17 protein-coding genes are annotated in these 14,907 nt (G+C 70.6%); 7 read left to right on the forward strand and 10 right to left on the reverse strand.

What is annotated here, in order from left to right; translation table 11 throughout:
• Window positions 1-41: 41 nt before the first annotated feature.
• Genes ABT352_RS11790 through ABT352_RS11800 form a run of 3 tightly spaced genes read left to right on the forward strand, consistent with a single transcriptional unit; the run spans window position 42 to window position 2,511 of the window.
• Window positions 42-977 carry an urease accessory protein UreF gene (locus ABT352_RS11790; protein ID WP_350944548.1) on the forward strand — a complete coding sequence of 312 codons (936 nt, stop codon included), beginning with the start codon at window positions 42-44 and terminating at the stop codon, window positions 975-977.
• A gap of 27 nt (window positions 978-1,004) precedes the next feature.
• On the forward strand, window positions 1,005-1,673 hold the full coding sequence (gene ureG / locus ABT352_RS11795) for an urease accessory protein UreG (RefSeq protein WP_350944549.1): 669 nt from the start codon (window positions 1,005-1,007) through the stop codon (window positions 1,671-1,673).
• A 4-nt stretch (window positions 1,674-1,677) separates the two neighbouring features.
• Window positions 1,678-2,511, forward strand: a complete 834-nt coding sequence (locus tag ABT352_RS11800) for an urease accessory protein UreD (protein WP_350944551.1) — start codon at window positions 1,678-1,680, stop codon at window positions 2,509-2,511.
• 153 nt (window positions 2,512-2,664) lie between these two features.
• On the opposite strand, the gene era is transcribed toward ABT352_RS11800, so the two are convergent.
• The 7 genes from era to ABT352_RS11835 all read right to left on the reverse strand — a co-directional run bounded on the left by era (window position 2,665) and on the right by ABT352_RS11835 (window position 8,404).
• The gene (gene era, locus ABT352_RS11805; RefSeq protein WP_350944552.1) at window positions 2,665-3,585 is read right to left on the reverse strand and encodes a GTPase Era; all 921 of its coding nucleotides are present in this window, start codon (window positions 3,583-3,585) and stop codon (window positions 2,665-2,667) included.
• Between the two features lie 17 nt (window positions 3,586-3,602).
• The gene (locus tag ABT352_RS11810) at window positions 3,603-3,935 is read right to left on the reverse strand and encodes a cytidine deaminase-like protein (RefSeq protein ID WP_362870178.1); all 333 of its coding nucleotides are present in this window, start codon (window positions 3,933-3,935) and stop codon (window positions 3,603-3,605) included.
• A 27-nt stretch (window positions 3,936-3,962) separates the two neighbouring features.
• Window positions 3,963-4,535 carry a hypothetical protein gene (locus ABT352_RS11815; RefSeq protein WP_350944555.1) on the reverse strand — a complete coding sequence of 191 codons (573 nt, stop codon included), beginning with the start codon at window positions 4,533-4,535 and terminating at the stop codon, window positions 3,963-3,965.
• Window positions 4,536-5,006: 471 nt separating this feature from the next.
• Entirely contained in the window at window positions 5,007-6,308 is a 1,302-nt protein-coding gene (locus ABT352_RS11820; RefSeq protein ID WP_350944557.1) for a hemolysin family protein, read from the reverse strand.
• Complete coding sequence (gene ybeY / locus ABT352_RS11825; protein ID WP_350944559.1) at window positions 6,305-6,787, reverse strand: rRNA maturation RNase YbeY; 483 nt, start codon at window positions 6,785-6,787, stop codon at window positions 6,305-6,307. The genes ABT352_RS11820 and ybeY overlap by 4 nt, the downstream gene beginning before the upstream one ends.
• Before the next feature lie 109 nt (window positions 6,788-6,896).
• Window positions 6,897-7,961 carry a PhoH family protein gene (locus ABT352_RS11830; RefSeq protein ID WP_350944561.1) on the reverse strand — a complete coding sequence of 355 codons (1,065 nt, stop codon included), beginning with the start codon at window positions 7,959-7,961 and terminating at the stop codon, window positions 6,897-6,899.
• A 92-nt stretch (window positions 7,962-8,053) separates the two neighbouring features.
• The gene (locus ABT352_RS11835) at window positions 8,054-8,404 is read right to left on the reverse strand and encodes a histidine triad nucleotide-binding protein (RefSeq protein WP_350944844.1); all 351 of its coding nucleotides are present in this window, start codon (window positions 8,402-8,404) and stop codon (window positions 8,054-8,056) included.
• A 284-nt stretch (window positions 8,405-8,688) separates the two neighbouring features.
• Here ABT352_RS11835 and ABT352_RS11840 point away from each other — a divergent pair, with 284 nt between their 5' ends.
• The gene (locus tag ABT352_RS11840) at window positions 8,689-9,168 is read left to right on the forward strand and encodes a SigE family RNA polymerase sigma factor (protein ID WP_043655278.1); all 480 of its coding nucleotides are present in this window, start codon (window positions 8,689-8,691) and stop codon (window positions 9,166-9,168) included.
• Window positions 9,165-9,866 (forward strand): hypothetical protein, encoded by a 702-nt coding sequence (locus ABT352_RS11845; protein ID WP_350944562.1) that lies wholly within the window; start codon window positions 9,165-9,167, stop codon window positions 9,864-9,866. Before ABT352_RS11840 ends, ABT352_RS11845 begins: the two co-directional genes overlap by 4 nt.
• Window positions 9,867-9,989: 123 nt before the next feature.
• On the opposite strand, the gene ABT352_RS11850 is transcribed toward ABT352_RS11845, so the two are convergent.
• The 3 genes from ABT352_RS11850 to hrcA all read right to left on the reverse strand — a co-directional run bounded on the left by ABT352_RS11850 (window position 9,990) and on the right by hrcA (window position 13,054).
• Entirely contained in the window at window positions 9,990-10,721 is a 732-nt protein-coding gene (locus tag ABT352_RS11850; protein ID WP_350944564.1) for a 16S rRNA (uracil(1498)-N(3))-methyltransferase, read from the reverse strand.
• Window positions 10,722-10,883: 162 nt separating this feature from the next.
• Entirely contained in the window at window positions 10,884-12,026 is a 1,143-nt protein-coding gene (gene dnaJ / locus ABT352_RS11855) for a molecular chaperone DnaJ (protein WP_350944566.1), read from the reverse strand.
• A 14-nt stretch (window positions 12,027-12,040) separates the two neighbouring features.
• Window positions 12,041-13,054 (reverse strand): heat-inducible transcriptional repressor HrcA, encoded by a 1,014-nt coding sequence (gene hrcA / locus ABT352_RS11860; RefSeq protein WP_350944845.1) that lies wholly within the window; start codon window positions 13,052-13,054, stop codon window positions 12,041-12,043.
• Between the two features lie 182 nt (window positions 13,055-13,236).
• Here hrcA and ABT352_RS11865 point away from each other — a divergent pair, with 182 nt between their 5' ends.
• Window positions 13,237-14,025, forward strand: coding sequence for a hypothetical protein (locus ABT352_RS11865; RefSeq protein ID WP_350944567.1), 789 nt, complete (start codon window positions 13,237-13,239; stop codon window positions 14,023-14,025).
• A gap of 57 nt (window positions 14,026-14,082) precedes the next feature.
• A complete protein-coding gene (locus ABT352_RS11870; protein ID WP_350944569.1) occupies window positions 14,083-14,898 on the forward strand; it encodes a DUF3097 domain-containing protein in 816 nt (271 codons plus the stop codon).
• The last annotated feature ends 9 nt before the right edge of the window (window positions 14,899-14,907 follow it).

A 14,907-nucleotide genomic window follows, 5' to 3' on the forward strand; every position in this document is an offset into this window, starting at 1 on the left:
CCCCGCTGTCCCGTCCAAGCGAAGGTGAGGCCCCGTAGCGCATGAACGCCGCGTTGCTGCTCCTGGCCGACTCCCGGTTGCCCGCCGGGGGTCACGGTCACTCCGGAGGCGTCGAGGAGGCGGTCAGGATCGGTGCGATCCACGACCTTCCCGGCCTCGCCGCCTTTCTGCGGGGCCGCCTCGCCACCGCGGGTCTCGTGACGGCCGCCCTCGCCGCCGCGGCCTGCGAGCTCGGCACGGCCCACCTCTCCGCGAGCCTCTCGCCTCCGGCGGGCGGCCCTCCGGCGGAGGTTCCCACGCGGACGAACGGCCTCCCCCCGGCTGACGGCGCCGCTCTCGCGAACGGTCCGGCTCCCACGCCCGCGAACGGCTCGTCTCCGGATCCGGAGACGAGCCGTTCGCTCTGGGTACGGCTGGACGCGGAGGCAGACGCCAGGATCTCCTCGCCCGCCCAGCGGGAGGCGAGCCGCACGCAGGGCAGGCTGCTGCTGCGCACCTCGCGGAGAATCTGGCCCTCCCCGGTGCTCGACGCGCCGGCCGGGGCCGTCACCTCGGGGGTCCACCACCCTCTCGCGCTCGGCGCGGTGGCGGCGGTGGCGGGCTGCTCCCCCGCCGAGGCCGCCCTCGCGGCGGCCTACACCTCCGTCACCGGACCCGCCACGGCGGCGGTACGGCTGCTGGGACTCGACCCGGTGGCCGTCCACCGCCTGCTCGCCGAACTCGCCCCGGCCCTGGAAAGGGTCGCGGCCGCCGTCCCCACCGGGCCTGCGTCCCGATCCCGGGAGTCCTGGGGAGCCGGAAAACCCCGAAAGCCCGAGAAGTCGCGGGAGTCCGGAGAAACCGGAAAGTCCCGAGGGCCCGGGATGTCATGGGAGTCGTGGGAATCGTGGGAGTCACTGCCCGCGCACGCCGCCCCCGCGCTCGACCTGCTCGCCGAACAGCACATCCGCGCAGATCTGAGGCTCTTCGTCTCCTGACGACCATCTGGAAGGACGGTGACCCCCATGGGCGCCAACCACGACGACCACCACCACGCCGCCGACCCTCACGGACGAGCATTACGCCTGGGCATCGGAGGCCCGGTCGGCAGCGGCAAGACCGCGCTGACCGCGGCCCTGTGCCGGACGCTCGGCCCCTCGATGCGCCTGGGGGTGGTGACCAACGACATCTACACCACCGAGGACGCCGACTTCCTGCGCAGAGCGGGCGTGCTCCATCCCGAGCGGATCGTCGCCGTCCAGACCGGATGCTGCCCGCACACCGCCATCCGCGACGACATCGCGGCCAACCTCGACGCGGTGGAGAGCCTGGAGGAGCGGTTCGGCCCGCTCGATCTGGTGATCGTGGAGAGTGGCGGGGACAACCTCACCGCCACCTTCAGCAGGGGCCTGGCCGACCGGCAGATCTTCGTCCTGGACGTGTCGGGCGGCGACAAGGTCCCGCGCAAGGGCGGCCCCGGCGTGACGACGGCCGACCTGCTCGTGGTCAACAAGACCGACCTGGCGCCGATGGTCGGCGCGGACCTCACGGTGATGTCGCGCGACGCGGCGGCCGTACGGGAGGGCAGGCCCGTGCTGTTCACCTCGATCAGGGAGGACCCGAGCGCGCACGCGGTCTCGGAATGGGTCACCGGCCTGGTCTCGTCCTGGGCCCACGAACACTCCGGCGTCTGACCCCATGTCCGTCACCGACTCCGCTCCCGCACCCGCCGACAACACCACCGCACCCGCACGGTCCCTACGACCCGAGCCCGGGCGGGCCGGGCGGCGGTCGATGAGGGCACGGGCGGAGATCGTCACCCGGCGGGACTCCGGCGGCCGGACCGTCCTGGCCACGATGCGTTCCGGACCGCCGCTCACGGTGCGGGCGACCGCGCCGGGCCGGGTGCACCTGGTGTCCACCGCCGCGGGTCCGCTGGGCGGCGACGACCTCGCCCTCGACATCGAGGTGGCACCGGGCACCGCGCTTGAGGTGCGGTCGGTGGCGAGCACGCTGGTGCTGCCCGGTTTCACGGGGGCCGAGTCGCTGATGACGATCACGGCCAGGGTCGGCGCGGGCGCCTCGCTGCGGTTCGCGCCGGAACCGACGGTGCTCGCGGCGGACTGCCTGCACCGGACGGCCGTCCGGCTGGACCTGGCCGAGGACGCGCGGGTGTTCTGGCGCGAGGAGATCGTCTTCGGCCGGTACGGCGAGCGGCCCGGGCGTTGCCACTCGCGCTTCGACGCCGTTCTCGGCGGGGTGCCGCTGCTGCGGCAGGAGTTCGTGGTCGGCGATCCGGAGATCGACGGCAGCTCCGCCGTCTACGGTGACGCCCGCTGCGTGGGCAGCACCCTGATCACCGGACGGGCGCCGGAGACGACGGTGGGGGACGGCTGGGCCGTCCTTCCGCTCGCCGGCCCGGCCACCCTGGTCTCCGCGCTGGGCCGGGACGCCGTCGAGCTGCGGCGGCGGCTCGGGCACGGTGAGGAGGCGACCGCCCTTGAGGCGGCGATGACGGATCCTCGCTCGTAGAGACCCGGCCGGCGGAGCCACCGGGCCGGTCTCTACGAGCGTGCGGGAAAAACCGGATCCGGCCGTCATCAGGTGGTGATATCCGGTCAACGTTCGAAGACGGGCCGGCACCCGTCGTGCTCTCGCCGGGTTCGAGGTGCCTCGGTGCCGCTCTCAGTCGTAGAAGCCCAGGCGGCGGAGCTGCTTGGGGTCGCGCTGCCAGTCCTTGGCGACGCTGATGCGCAGGTCGAGGTAGACGCGGGTGCCGAGAAGTGCCTCGATCTGCCCGCGGGCACGGCTGCCGACGTCCTTGAGCCGGGAGCCCTTGTGCCCGATCACGATGGCCTTCTGTGACGGACGCTCGACGAACATGTGCGCGTAGATGTCGAGCAGGTCGTCGCGGCCCTCCCTGGGCATCATCTCGTCGACGACGACCGCGATCGAGTGCGGCAACTCGTCGCGTACGCCCTCCAGGGCCGCCTCGCGGATCAGCTCGCCCACCAGCACCTGCTCGGGCTCGTCGGTGAGCCGGCCTCCCTCGTACAGCGGCGGGCTCGGTGGCAGGTGCCGGACCAGCACGTCGGCGAGCACGTCGAGTTGCTCGCCCGACTGCGCGGAGACCGGGACGATGTCGTCGAAGTCGGCGAGCTGGGAGATCGCGAGCAGCTGCGCGGCGATCTGCTCGCGGGTCGCCAGGTCGCACTTGGTCACCACGGCGACCACCGGGGTCTTCTTGATGCCCGCGAGCTTCTCCGCGATGAACCGGTCGCCCTTGCCGATGGGCTCGTTGGCGGGCACGCAGAAGCCGATCACGTCGACCTCGGTGAGGGTGGAGAGCACCAGGCTGTCCAGCCGCTCGCCCAGGAGCGTGCGGGGCCGGTGCAGCCCGGGAGTGTCGACGATGATGAGCTGGGAGTCGGGGCGGTGCACGATGCCACGGATGGCCCGGCGGGTCGTCTGGGGCTTGGAGGAGGTGATCGCCACCTTCGTGCCGACCAACGCGTTCATCAGCGTGGACTTGCCGACGTTGGGCCGGCCGACGAAGCAGGCGAAACCGGCATGGAAATCAGCAGCTGAGGAACTCACGTCCACCATTGTCCCCGATACCGGACTCAGCTCTGACGCGGTGTCCCGTCGGGGCCGGCCACGAGCACGGTCTCACCGCCCAGGTCGCGGACCGCCCGCGTGTCGGCATCCGAGGGGCCTTCACCCGCCGTGACCAGCGCGGCGGCCTCCAGTGACTCCGCTCCGCTGGAGACGGCCATCGCCACGGCGACCTGGAGCGCGGAGAGGGTCAGTGACGGCAGCGCCACGTTGGTCGCCGAGTAGGTCCTGCCCGTCTCGTCCCGCACGGCGGCCCCCTCCGCGGCGCCGTTGCGGGCACGGGCGGAACGGGCCAGCACGATGATCTTCTTGTCCTCGGGATCGAGGGTCGCGTCACTCACGGCACAAGGGTATTCAGCCATCGACCCTCACCGCGACCCGGCCTCGTCGACCAGCAGGCGGGCGAGCTGCCCGGTACGCGCGGCGTCGACCTCCCTCACCCCGGCGTGCACCAGCGAGATCAGGGTGTGACCGCTGAGCGCGAACACCAGGTGGATCTCGTACGGGTATCCGTCCAGCCTGCCGTTCAACCGCCTCGCCCGCACCCCGTCACCGACCCCGCTCAAATCCAGGTCCAGGTCGGAGACCCTGAAGGCGGTGCCGCGACCCGCCATGGACGTGCGCACGACAGGGCAGCCGCCCAGCGCCTCGGCGAGCTCGCCGAAGTGGAGTGCGGCGTCGTCGCCGTCGTAGGAGGCCAGGCCGAACCCGGCCAGCTCCCCGACCCCGTCGCCCTGGTAGGTCACGGCGGCCCGCGCTTCCAGCGCCCGCTTCGGCGGCCTGCCTCCGGCGGCGTCGAGGACGAGTCTGCAGTCCTCGTCGACGGCTTTGAAGGGGGCGCGCCAACCGGCGCGCGGGCGTGCCGTGAACCCGTCAGGCAGCCCTCGCGCCTCGCCGAGTACCGCCCGCAGCCGGTCCCGCTCCGCGGCGCGATCCGGCACCCCGCCCTTTTCCTGCTCGCCACACCCGACCAAAACACCCGATAAAAGTCCACACAACACTACAAAAACGACAAAACTCATCCCCCGTGTCATGACCATTCCCCCGATGTCATGTGCGAGGCATCCCTGTCCCCACCGACCCGCTTTCTTCCCCATCGGCAAAAGCGGCAATCATTCAATAAACGCCTAAGGGTGCCCTCAACCGCACTTCACGGTCGAGAACACCCTTGCGCGAGTCACGCAGAACAGCCTCGGAGCTCTGCGTGACCCTGTCTCCCCTGAGGTGGATCCCTCGCACCGCGAACCCCTCCGGGCACCGGGACCTTCCCCACCGGCTCCCGCGCGACCGGGTGCCGTGAGAGAAGAGTCGCGCGTCCCGGTTGCGAGAGGCTTGCGAATGGCTTGTAAACGGATAACCCACCCAAAACGCATGGGGCGCTTCCCCGGGCCGCCGCGGCGGCCCGGGACCCCTCACTGGTCGGCGGAGGCCGAGACCGAGTCGGGCTCGGCGGGAACGGCCCTGGTGACGAGGACCGTGCCGATCCGGTTGCGGCGCCCGGCGAGGCTCTCGGCCGTCAGGCTGAGACCCTCCACCACCGCGTGGGAACCGGCGATCGGCACCCGGCCCAGCGCGTGCGCCAGCAACCCTCCGACGGTCTCGACGTCGTCGACCTCAAGCTCGATGCCGAACAGGTCCTCCAGGTCGCTCACCGGGAGCCTCGCGGTCACCCGGACCGCGCCGCCCTCCAGCGGCTCCACCCTGGGCGCCTCCTGGTCGTACTCGTCGGCGATCTCACCGACGATCTCCTCCAGAATGTCCTCGATGGTGACCAGACCGGCCGTGCCGCCGTACTCGTCGATGACGATGGCCTGGTGGATCTGGCGGGCCTGCATCTCACGGAGAAGCTGGTCGATCGGCTTGCTCTCCGGCACGTAGGTGGCCGGACGCATGAGGGACTCCACCGGCTCGGCACGCCCCTCGTCACCGGTGTCCTGCACCCGGCGCGCGATGTCCTTGAGGTAGGCGATACCGATGACGTCGTCCTCGTTCTCACCGACCACGGGGATCCGCGAGAAACCGCTGCGCAGAGCGAGCGACAGAGCCTGGTTCAGCGTCTTGCCGCGCTCGATGAACACCATGTCGGTGCGGGGCACCATGACCTCGCGGGCCAGGGTGTCACCGAGCTCGAAGACCGAGTGGATCATCTCCCGCTCGTCGGGCTCGATCACCCTGCGCTCCTCGGCCAGGTCGACCAGGTCGCGCAGCTCGGCCTCCGAGGTGAAGGGCCCCTCGCGGAAGCCCTTGCCGGGCGTCACGGCGTTGCCGAGCAGGATGAGCAGCTTGGGCAGGGGGCCGAAGATCCGGGTCAGCCCGTAGACGAGGGGCGCGCTCGCGAGCGCGATCGGCTCCGCGTGCTGACGCCCCAGCGTGCGCGGGGAGACCCCGACGATCACGTAGCTGATGACGATCATGACGGCCGCGGCGGCGGCGTAGGCACCGCCCCGGTCGCCGAGCCAGTCGATGAAGAGCAGCGTGGCGATCACCGTGGCGACCAGCTCGCAGCTCAGCCGGAGCAGGAGCAGCAGGTTCAGGTAGCGCGGCGGGTCGGCGACGATGGCCTGCAGGCGCTCTGCGCCCCGGCGGCCTTCGCGGCAGAACTCCTCCGCGCGAACCCTTGAGATGCGGGTCAGGGCCGTCTCCGCGCTGGCGATCAACCCGCCGACCACGACGAGGACGACGGCCGCGAACAACCACCCGTTGGCGAGGTTCACCGCTGGGGGCGCACCTCCTGCCACGACTCCAGAAGCTCGCCCTGAAGGCCGAACATCTCCTTGTGCTCCTCGGGCTCGGCGTGGTCGTATCCGAGCAGGTGGAGGATGCCGTGCGTGCACAGCAGCTCCAGCTCGGCCTCGGTGCCGTGCCCGGCCTCGGCCCCCTGCTTGGCGGCCACCTGCGGGCAGAGCACCACGTCACCGAGGAGCGCCGGGTCGGTGGGCGCGTCGCCCTCCTGCCTCGCCCCCGCGCCGGGCCCGGGGCGCAACTCGTCCATCGGGAAGGCGAGCACGTCGGTGGGGCCGGGCTCGCCCATCCACTGCTCGTGCAGCACCGACATCGCCTCTTCGTCGACGACCAGGATCGACAGCTCGGCGAGCGGGTTGATGCCCATCCGCTCCAGCACGTGCCCCGCGAGCGAGACGATGAGCCCCTCGTCGATCTCGACACCGGACTCGTTGTTGACCTCGACGCTCATCGGGCGCTCCTCGCTCCCCGCTCGCCACGCGGCCGGCTCGTGCCCCGCGCCCCGATCGGTTTCCCGCGCCGGAGTCGCTCCACGCTCATCGCCTCTCGACCGGCCGTTCTCATGATCTCCCTCGGGGACGCTTGACCACGCCCTTGATCTGCTCCACCGCGCTGCTCTGGCGCTGCGTCTCGTCGTAGCGCCCGTACGCGTCCACGATGTCTCCCACCAGCTTATGCCGCACCACGTCAGCGCTGGTCAGGCGGCTGAAGTGAATGTCGGAGATGCCGTCCAGGATGTCCTGGACGACCCGGAGGCCGCTCTGTGTGCCGTTCGGCAGGTCGACCTGGGTGACGTCACCGGTGACAACGATCTTCGAGTTGAAGCCCAGTCGCGTCAGGAACATCTTCATCTGCTCCGGCGAGGTGTTCTGCGCCTCGTCCAGGATGATGTAGGCGTCGTTGAGCGTACGGCCGCGCATGTAGGCCAGGGGGGCGACCTCGATCGTGCCCGCGGCCATCAGCCTGGGGATCGAGTCGGGGTCGAGCATGTCGTGCAGCGCGTCGTAGAGCGGGCGCAGGTAGGGGTCGATCTTCTCGTAGAGCGTGCCCGGCAGGAAGCCCAGCCTCTCGCCCGCCTCGACGGCGGGGCGGGTGAGGATGATCCGGTTGACCTTCTTCTCCTGGAGGGCCTTCACGGCCTTCGCCATGGCGAGGTAGGTCTTGCCCGTGCCTGCCGGACCGATGCCGAAGACGATGGTGAACTTGTCGATCGCGTCGACGTAACGCTTCTGGTTCACGGTCTTCGGGCGGATGGTCCGGCCCCGCGAGGAGATGATGTCCAGGGAGAGCACCTCGGCGGGCCTGTCGGAGGTCATCCGCAGCATCGCGATGCTGCGCTCGACCGCGTCGGCCGTGAGCTGCGCGCCCCCGCGGACGAGTTCGGACATCTCCTCGAAGAGCCGCACCACGGTGCTGCTCTCCTCGGGGCTGCCGGTGACGGTGATCTCGTTGCCCCGGACGTGGATGTCGGCGCGGAAGGCGCCCTCGATGACGCGCAACAACTCGTCGCGCGAGCCCAGCAGGCTGACCATCGACTGATCGTCCGGAATAACCACCTTCGCCTGGGTCCGGCTGGCACCCCGGGACCTCGGCGGCGTTCTGCTGGAATCGTTTGTCTCGGACATGAGCGGGCCTTACGGCCTGTTCGCCTCCAGATATAGGCGCGGAACTTCAACGCCATGCTATCCGCGATCGTCAAGATCACGCCTACCGGTTTTCAGCCGGGCGGCCACTGCAGGCCCCGCCCGCCGATCACGTGTCCGTGCACGTGGAAGACGGTCTGGCCGGCACCGGGCCCGGTGTTGAACACCAGCCGGTAGCCCGACTCGGCGACCCCCTCCAGCAGGGCGACCTCGTGCGCGGCCTTGATCACCTCGTCGGCCAGGCCGTGGTCGGCCGCGGCGAGGGCCGCCGCGTCCCGGTAATGGTCCTTGGGGATCACCAGCACGTGGGTCGGCGCCTGGGGATTGACATCGCGGAAGGCCAGCGCGCGATCGGTCTCGTAGACGATCTCCGCGGGAATCTCCTTGGCCACGATCCTGCAGAACAGGCAGTCGGCTTCGCTCACCATGACAGGCACCATACCGCTGAGGACGTTGTGAATCGGTGATGGTTCCCGTCCGCAAACAAAGATCCGCCCGGATATGGTGGGTGTGCAAAACTTCAACCACGACAGCCCTTTGCGCACAGCAATATATGGCCGCCTGGCGAGGACACGACTGGGTCATGCCCCCTAATGAACCGGAAGAGCGTAAACCCTCTGGGAAGGCCAAGCGTCCCACTGATGTGACCACCGAGACCCTCGTGGCCGACAGGTCGCTCGGGGCGGTGCCCGTCGGATGGGACGCCGACATGGCCGTTACCGCGCTCTACAGCGCGCACTATCGGTCACTTGTCCGTCTCGCCGTCTTGCTCGTCCGCGATATGGCAACCGCGGAGGAGGTCGTGCAGGACGCGTTCGTCGCCATCCATGGCGCCTGGCGCCGACTGCGCGACACCGACAAGGCACTGGCCTACCTGCGACAGTCGGTCGTCAACCGATCACGTTCGGTGCTTCGGCATCGAGCGGTCGTCGAGAAGTACGCGCCCAAGGGCATGCCCGACGCGCCGAGCGCCGAGAACGGCGCGATCGGCGAGTTCGAGCGTTCCGCCGTCATCGAAGCGCTGCGCGGGTTGCCCGCACGCCAGCGGGAGGCCCTGGTCCTGCGTTACTACGGAGACCTGTCCGAGGCGCAGATCGCCCACGCGATGGGCATCAGCAAAGGCGCGGTCAAGAGCCACACGGCTCGTGGCATGGCCGCCCTACGAACCTCACTGGAGCAACTGTCATGACCGACTCCCCGGATGAGTACGGCGAGCTGCTTCGCCGCGCGCTCAGCGCGGAGGCGAACTCGGTCGTCCCCTCCCCGGACGGGCTGGAGATAATCCGCGGCCGCATCGAGCGGCGCGGACTCCGCGGGCTGATGTGGTGGCGTGCCGGAGCCTCCGTCGCCGGTGCGGTCCTCGTCGCGGCGACCGTCGTCATGGTGGTTCCCCAGTTCCGCGAACAGGTGATCCCTCAAGTGAGCACCGAAGGGGTCAAGTACGCCGAGTCGACTCCTCCCGTCGACGGGTCCGCCACCTCGCGCCCCCCTGCGGCCTCCTCGCAGCCACCGTCCGCCCACGCCCCGCTTCCGACTCTCGACAGGTCGGGCGGCCCCGGCGCCACCATGCTCCCGCCGACGCCCACACCGTCCAGGAGCGCGGCGTCCAGCACCCGGCCGTCCAGGACCGACTCGGCGCCGACGCCCCGGGCTGCGCCGACGCCGACGCCGACCTGCCCCACTCCCCCCGACAGCCCTGAGGTCGAGCCCAGCGGGATCATCAGCAAGTGCGAGGAGATCGAGGCGACCCCGACGCCGTCGCGATCGAGGCCACCGGCCCCCTCGGAGAGCCCGTGCTCGCCCGACGAGTGCGCCCCCTCGAGCGACGTGTCGCCCCCCATGCCGACGGAGGCGAACACCCTGGCTCCGGCCCCCATCCAGAACTAGCGCGGTAACCGGTCACGGCGAGCCGTGACCGGTTTTTGTCTCACGGCTGCCGAGAACCTCACGGCGCGGATCCCCCGGGCCCCGTGGTCGCCGTGCGATCGGTGGCGCGCCGGCAGGGGCGTCCTACCAGCGGCCACTGCGCGTCTGGAGCACCGCCGCCGCGACGACGCCGGCCGTCGAGGTGCGCAGCACCGTCGGCCCGAGCAGCGCGGGCACCGCCTTGGCCTCGCGGAACGCGGCGATCTCCTCCCCCGACACCCCGCCCTCGGGTCCGACCACCACGACGATGTCGCCGCCCGCGGGGAGAGGCAGGCCGGACAGCGGGGAGGTGGCCTCCTCGTGCAGTACGACGCCCAACGCCGCCGCCGACAACAGGCCGGCCACCTTCGCGGTGGACGCGAGCTCCGTCACCTCCGGCAGGTGAAAGCGGCGCGACTGCTTGCCCGCCTCGCGCGCCGTGGAGCGCCAGCGGGCCAGCGCCTTGGCCGCCCGCTCGCCCTTCCACTGGGTGACGCACCTCGCCGCGGCCCAGGGGACGATCACGTCGACCCCCGCCTCGGTCATCATCTCCACGGCCAGCTCGCCCCGGTCGCCCTTGGGCAGGCCCTGGACCACGACCAGGCGCGGCGACGGCACGGGCACGTCGTGGCGGCGCAGCACCTCGACCCGGAGCGAGTCCCTGCCCGCCTCGGTCACCACACACTCGGCGACGGAGCCCGCCCCGTCGGTCAGGTCGAGCCGCTCACCCGCCCGCAGCCGCCGTACGGCCGCCGCGTGGCGCCCTTCGGGACCGCCGAAGACGAACTCCGGCCTGGCCAGGTCGGCCGGGTCCGCCAGGAAGACCGGGACGGTCATGGGCCGTCCGGGCGGACCGCCCCGAGGTGCCCCCGGCAACGCGACCGGGACGACGCCTCGGGACGGACCCGACGCCCCGGCCGGGAACCCGCACCGGGCAGGGTGCGGGCCGGACCGTGACGACGCGACCGGAAGCGGGGCGGAGCGGCCGTTGAGACCTGGTCAGCGGCCATTGAAAGCGTCCCGCAGGCGGGAGAAGAAGCTCTGCTGACCGGGGGCGAACTTACCGGGCGGGCGCTCCTCGCCGCGGAGCCTGGCGAGCTCCTTCAGGAGCGCCTCCTGCTCAGCGTCGAGGCGGGCGGGGGTCTCCACGTTCACATGGATCAGCAGGTCGCCTCGGCCCGTCTCGTTCAGCCGTTGCACGCCCCGCCCGTAGAGGGGGATCGTCTGCCCGGACTGCGTGCCGGGACGGATGTCGAGCTCCTCGGCGCCGTCGAGCGTCTCCATGGTCAGGATGGTGCCGAGCGCGGCCGCGGTCATCGGGATCTGCACGGTGCAGTGCAGGTCGTCGCCGCGCCTCTCGAAGATCTCGTGGGGACGCTCGACGATCTCCAGGAACAGGTCTCCGGGCGGACCCCCGCCCGGGCCGATCTCGCCTTCGCCGGCGAGCTGGATGTGGGTGCCGTCCTCGACACCGGCCGGGATGCGGACCTTGATGGTCCGGCGGGTGCGAACCCGGCCGTCACCCGAGCACTCCTGGCAGGGGTTGCGGATGATCGATCCGAAGCCGCCGCACTGGGGGCAGGGGCGGGAGGTCATGACCTGGCCGAGGAAGGACCGGGTGACCTGGGACACCTCTCCCCGGCCGTGACACATGTCACAGGTGTCGGGGTGGGTGCCGGCCGCGGCCCCTGAGCCCGTGCAGACCTCACAGACCACGGCGGTGTCGACGACCAGCTCGCGGGTGGTGCCGAAGCCCGACTCGCGCAGGTCGAGCTCGACCCTGATGGTCGCGTTGCGCCCGCGGCGGGCACGGGAGCGGGGGCCTCGGCCACCGCCTCCACCGGCCGCGCCGAAGAAGGCGTCCATGATGTCGCTGAACGGGAAGCCAGCGCCGAAGCCCCCGGCGCCCGCACCACCGCCCGCGGCGAACGGGTCGGCACCCATGTCGTACATCTGCCGCTTGCCGGAGTCGGACAGGACCTCGTAGGCCTGTGTGATCTCCTTGAAGCGCTCCTGAGTCTCAGGATCGGGGTTGACGTCGGGATGCAACTCGCGTGCCAGGCGGCGGTACGCCTTCTTGATCTCTTCCGCACTGGCGTCACGGCGCACCCCGAGGGTGCCGTAGTAGTCGCTCTTAGCCACTTTTCGTTGACCTCTTATGATGCAGCCAGAATCTGGCTGACGTAGCGTGCCACCGCGCGCACCGCGCCCATCGTGACCGGGTAGTCCATTCGCGTCGGGCCCAGCACACCGAGCCGGGCGAGTTGCTTGTCCCCGGAACCGTATCCAGCGGCGACGATGGATGTGCCCTGGAGTCCGGTGTAGGGGTTCTCCGAGCCGATCCGCACGGTCAGCGCGGAAAGGTCCGAGGTCTCACCGAGCAGTCGCATGAGCACGACCTGCTCTTCCAGGGCCTCCAGCACGTCGCGGAGCCCGACGGTGAAGTCGGCTCCCGCGAGGTTGGCGGCCCCGGCAAAAACGATCTTCTCATCATGCCTGTCCACCAGGGACTCGAGCAGTACGGACAGGATAGTCGCCGCGAGCGGTCGATCCTCCGCGGGCAACCGCTCCGGCAGATCGGCGACCCGGTCGGGAACGCTGGTGAGCCCGCATCCGTCGAGGGAGGCGTTGAGCATCGCGCGCAGGTGTGCCACGCGCTGCTCGTCGACGACGTCGGGCACCTCGATCACGCGCTGCTCGACCCTGCCGGTGTTGGTGATCAGCACGAACATCAGCCGGCGCTCGCTCAGCGGCACCAGCTCGACGTGCCTGACCGTCGAGTGGGTCAGCGTCGGATACTGCACCACGGCGACCTGCCGGGTGAGCTGGGCCAGCAACCGCACCGTCCGCATGACGACGTCGTCGATGTCCACGGCGCCCGCGAGGAAACTCTCGATCGCCTTGCGTTCCGCGCTCGACAGGGGCTTCACCTGCGAGAGCCTGTCGACGAAGAGCCGGTAGCCCTTGTCGGTGGGCACCCGGCCGGCGCTGGTGTGGGGTTGGGCGATGTAGCCCTGCTCCTCCAGCATCGCCATGTCGTTGCGGATCGTCGCCGGGGACACCCCCAGGTTGTGCCGGTCCGCGAGAGCCTTCGACCCCACCGGTTCGTTGGTGGACACGTAGTCCTCGACGATGGCGCGGAGCACGGCGAGCTTGCGGTCGTCGACCAACGTGGTCACCTCCCTGCCTGCGTTCAGAGGGAAACACGAGGCTTGGCACTCTGTGTTCCCGAGTGCCAAGTGTACGGCCCCCGCACGGAAGGCGCGATAAGCGAAAGCGGTGGATGATGACGGCAAGCCTTTGTCAAGTCAACTGCTATCGCGATCCAAGCGGTACCCACCACAATTTGCACATGTCCAACGATTTCGGTTCTTATCCGGGCGACGCCTCCCGCGGCCCCGGTCACGGCGGCCCTCAGCAGCCGTATGGTCAGCAGTACGGCCAGCAGCAGCCCGGCCAGCAATACGGTCAGCAGCCGTACGGCCAGCAGCCCCCCTCGTACGGTTACGCCCCTCCCGGTTACGGCGCCCCGCAGGGACCGCCCCCCAGCGGAAAGATCAAGCCTGGCATCGGGTGGATCGTCGGGGTCTGGTTGCTCGCCCTGGTCAGCATCGTCGTCGGCATCGGCGGCTTCGCCGGTGGCATCCTCGGCGCGGTCACCGACGCGGCCCCGACGCGGACGTTCGCCCCCGGCGAGACCGCGACGGTCGCGCTCGACCCGGCGGACAAGCCGGCGATCTACGTCGCCACCGGCGGGCCCACCAAGTTCGAGTGCACGCTCACCGGCGGTACGAGCACGCCCCGCCTGCAGAAGCCGGACATCCAGCAGACCGTCGCGGGATCCGACGGCGTCACCTGGGAGATGGGCCTTCGGGTCGGCGTGGACCAGGCGGGCGACTACCAGGTCCAGTGCTCCGCCGACCCCGCCGACGGCACGACCTTCGGCGTGGGCAGGGAGCTGTCCGCCGACTCGCTGGTGGGCGGGGTGGCCGCCCTGTTCTTGATCCCCGGTATCGGGATCCTGCTCGCCATCGTCGTGACGATCGTCGTGCTGGTGAAGCGCAGCGGCGCCCGCAAGCGCCAGGCCGCCGCCGCGTCGTCGATGGGGCAGTGGGGACAGCCGGGACCCTACGGCAGGTGACACCGGTGTTTGCTAGCGTCCCACCTGATCCCCGGCGAGAGAGGGTGGCGGTCGGTGATGTACGAGCGTGACGTTCTGGCGGGAGACTGGCGGCGCCCGCGCAGGGGGACGATCCCCCAGGTGCCCGCGGAACTCGACCTGGTCGTCGAGGACGCCGACGGCGGCTTCTGTGGCGCCGTGGTGGCCTGCGACAAGGAGGCCGTCACCCTGGAGGACCGCTTCGGGCGCCGGCGGGTCTTCCCGCTGGAGCCGGCCGCCTTCCTTCTGGAGGGCAGGGTCGTGACACTCGTACGACCCGCCGCCGCGTCGCGTGGCCCGAGGCGGAGCGCGTCGGGTTCCATCGCGGTCGAGGGCCTGAGGGCCCAGGTCGCGAAGGAGAGCCGGATCTACGTGGAGGGCGTGCACGACGCCGCGCTCGTGGAGAAGGTCTGGGGGCACGACCTGCGGGTCGAGGGCGTGGTCGTGGAGTATCTGGAGGGGGTCGACCACCTGCCCTCGATCGTCGAGGAGTTCGGCCCGGGGCCGGGGCGGCGGCTGGGTGTGCTCGTCGACCACCTCGTCCCCGGTTCCAAGGAGAGCCGGATCGCCGCGCGGATCTCCTCACCGCACGTACTGATCGTCGGGCACCCTTTCGTGGACGTCTGGCAGGCGGTCAGACCGCACGCGCTCAGGATCCCCTCCTGGCCGTCGGTGCCCCGCGGGGTGCCCTGGAAGGAGGGTGTCATCGCCGCGCTGGGCTGGAATGTGGAGCCTGCCGCCGCATGGCGCCGCATTCTCGGATCGGTCACGACATATGCCGATCTGGAGCCAGAGCTCCTCGGCCCCGTCGAGGAGCTGATCGACTTCGTGACGGTTCCGGACGAGGACGGATAGGCCGTCAAC

The organism is Streptosporangium sp. NPDC000563 (assembly GCF_040299985.1).
Lineage (GTDB): Bacteria > Actinomycetota > Actinomycetes > Streptosporangiales > Streptosporangiaceae > Streptosporangium.

What these genes read in the sequence shown, in the direction of transcription:
- ABT352_RS11845 (WP_350944562.1), top strand. Translation starts at nt 9,165, where the DNA reads ATGACCGACTCCCCGGATGAGTACGGCGAGCTGCTTCGCCGCGCGCTC.
- ABT352_RS11790 (WP_350944548.1), top strand. Translation starts at nt 42, where the DNA reads ATGAACGCCGCGTTGCTGCTCCTGGCCGACTCCCGGTTGCCCGCCGGG.
- ABT352_RS11840 (WP_043655278.1), top strand. Translation starts at nt 8,689, where the DNA reads ATGGCCGTTACCGCGCTCTACAGCGCGCACTATCGGTCACTTGTCCGT.
- ABT352_RS11830 (WP_350944561.1), bottom strand. Translation starts at nt 7,961, where the DNA reads ATGTCCGAGACAAACGATTCCAGCAGAACGCCGCCGAGGTCCCGGGGT.
- ybeY (WP_350944559.1), bottom strand. Translation starts at nt 6,787, where the DNA reads ATGAGCGTCGAGGTCAACAACGAGTCCGGTGTCGAGATCGACGAGGGG.
- ABT352_RS11850 (WP_350944564.1), bottom strand. Translation starts at nt 10,721, where the DNA reads ATGACCGTCCCGGTCTTCCTGGCGGACCCGGCCGACCTGGCCAGGCCG.
- ABT352_RS11800 (WP_350944551.1), top strand. Translation starts at nt 1,678, where the DNA reads ATGTCCGTCACCGACTCCGCTCCCGCACCCGCCGACAACACCACCGCA.
- ABT352_RS11865 (WP_350944567.1), top strand. Translation starts at nt 13,237, where the DNA reads ATGTCCAACGATTTCGGTTCTTATCCGGGCGACGCCTCCCGCGGCCCC.
- era (WP_350944552.1), bottom strand. Translation starts at nt 3,585, where the DNA reads ATGGTGGACGTGAGTTCCTCAGCTGCTGATTTCCATGCCGGTTTCGCC.
- ABT352_RS11870 (WP_350944569.1), top strand. Translation starts at nt 14,083, where the DNA reads ATGTACGAGCGTGACGTTCTGGCGGGAGACTGGCGGCGCCCGCGCAGG.
- ureG (WP_350944549.1), top strand. Translation starts at nt 1,005, where the DNA reads ATGGGCGCCAACCACGACGACCACCACCACGCCGCCGACCCTCACGGA.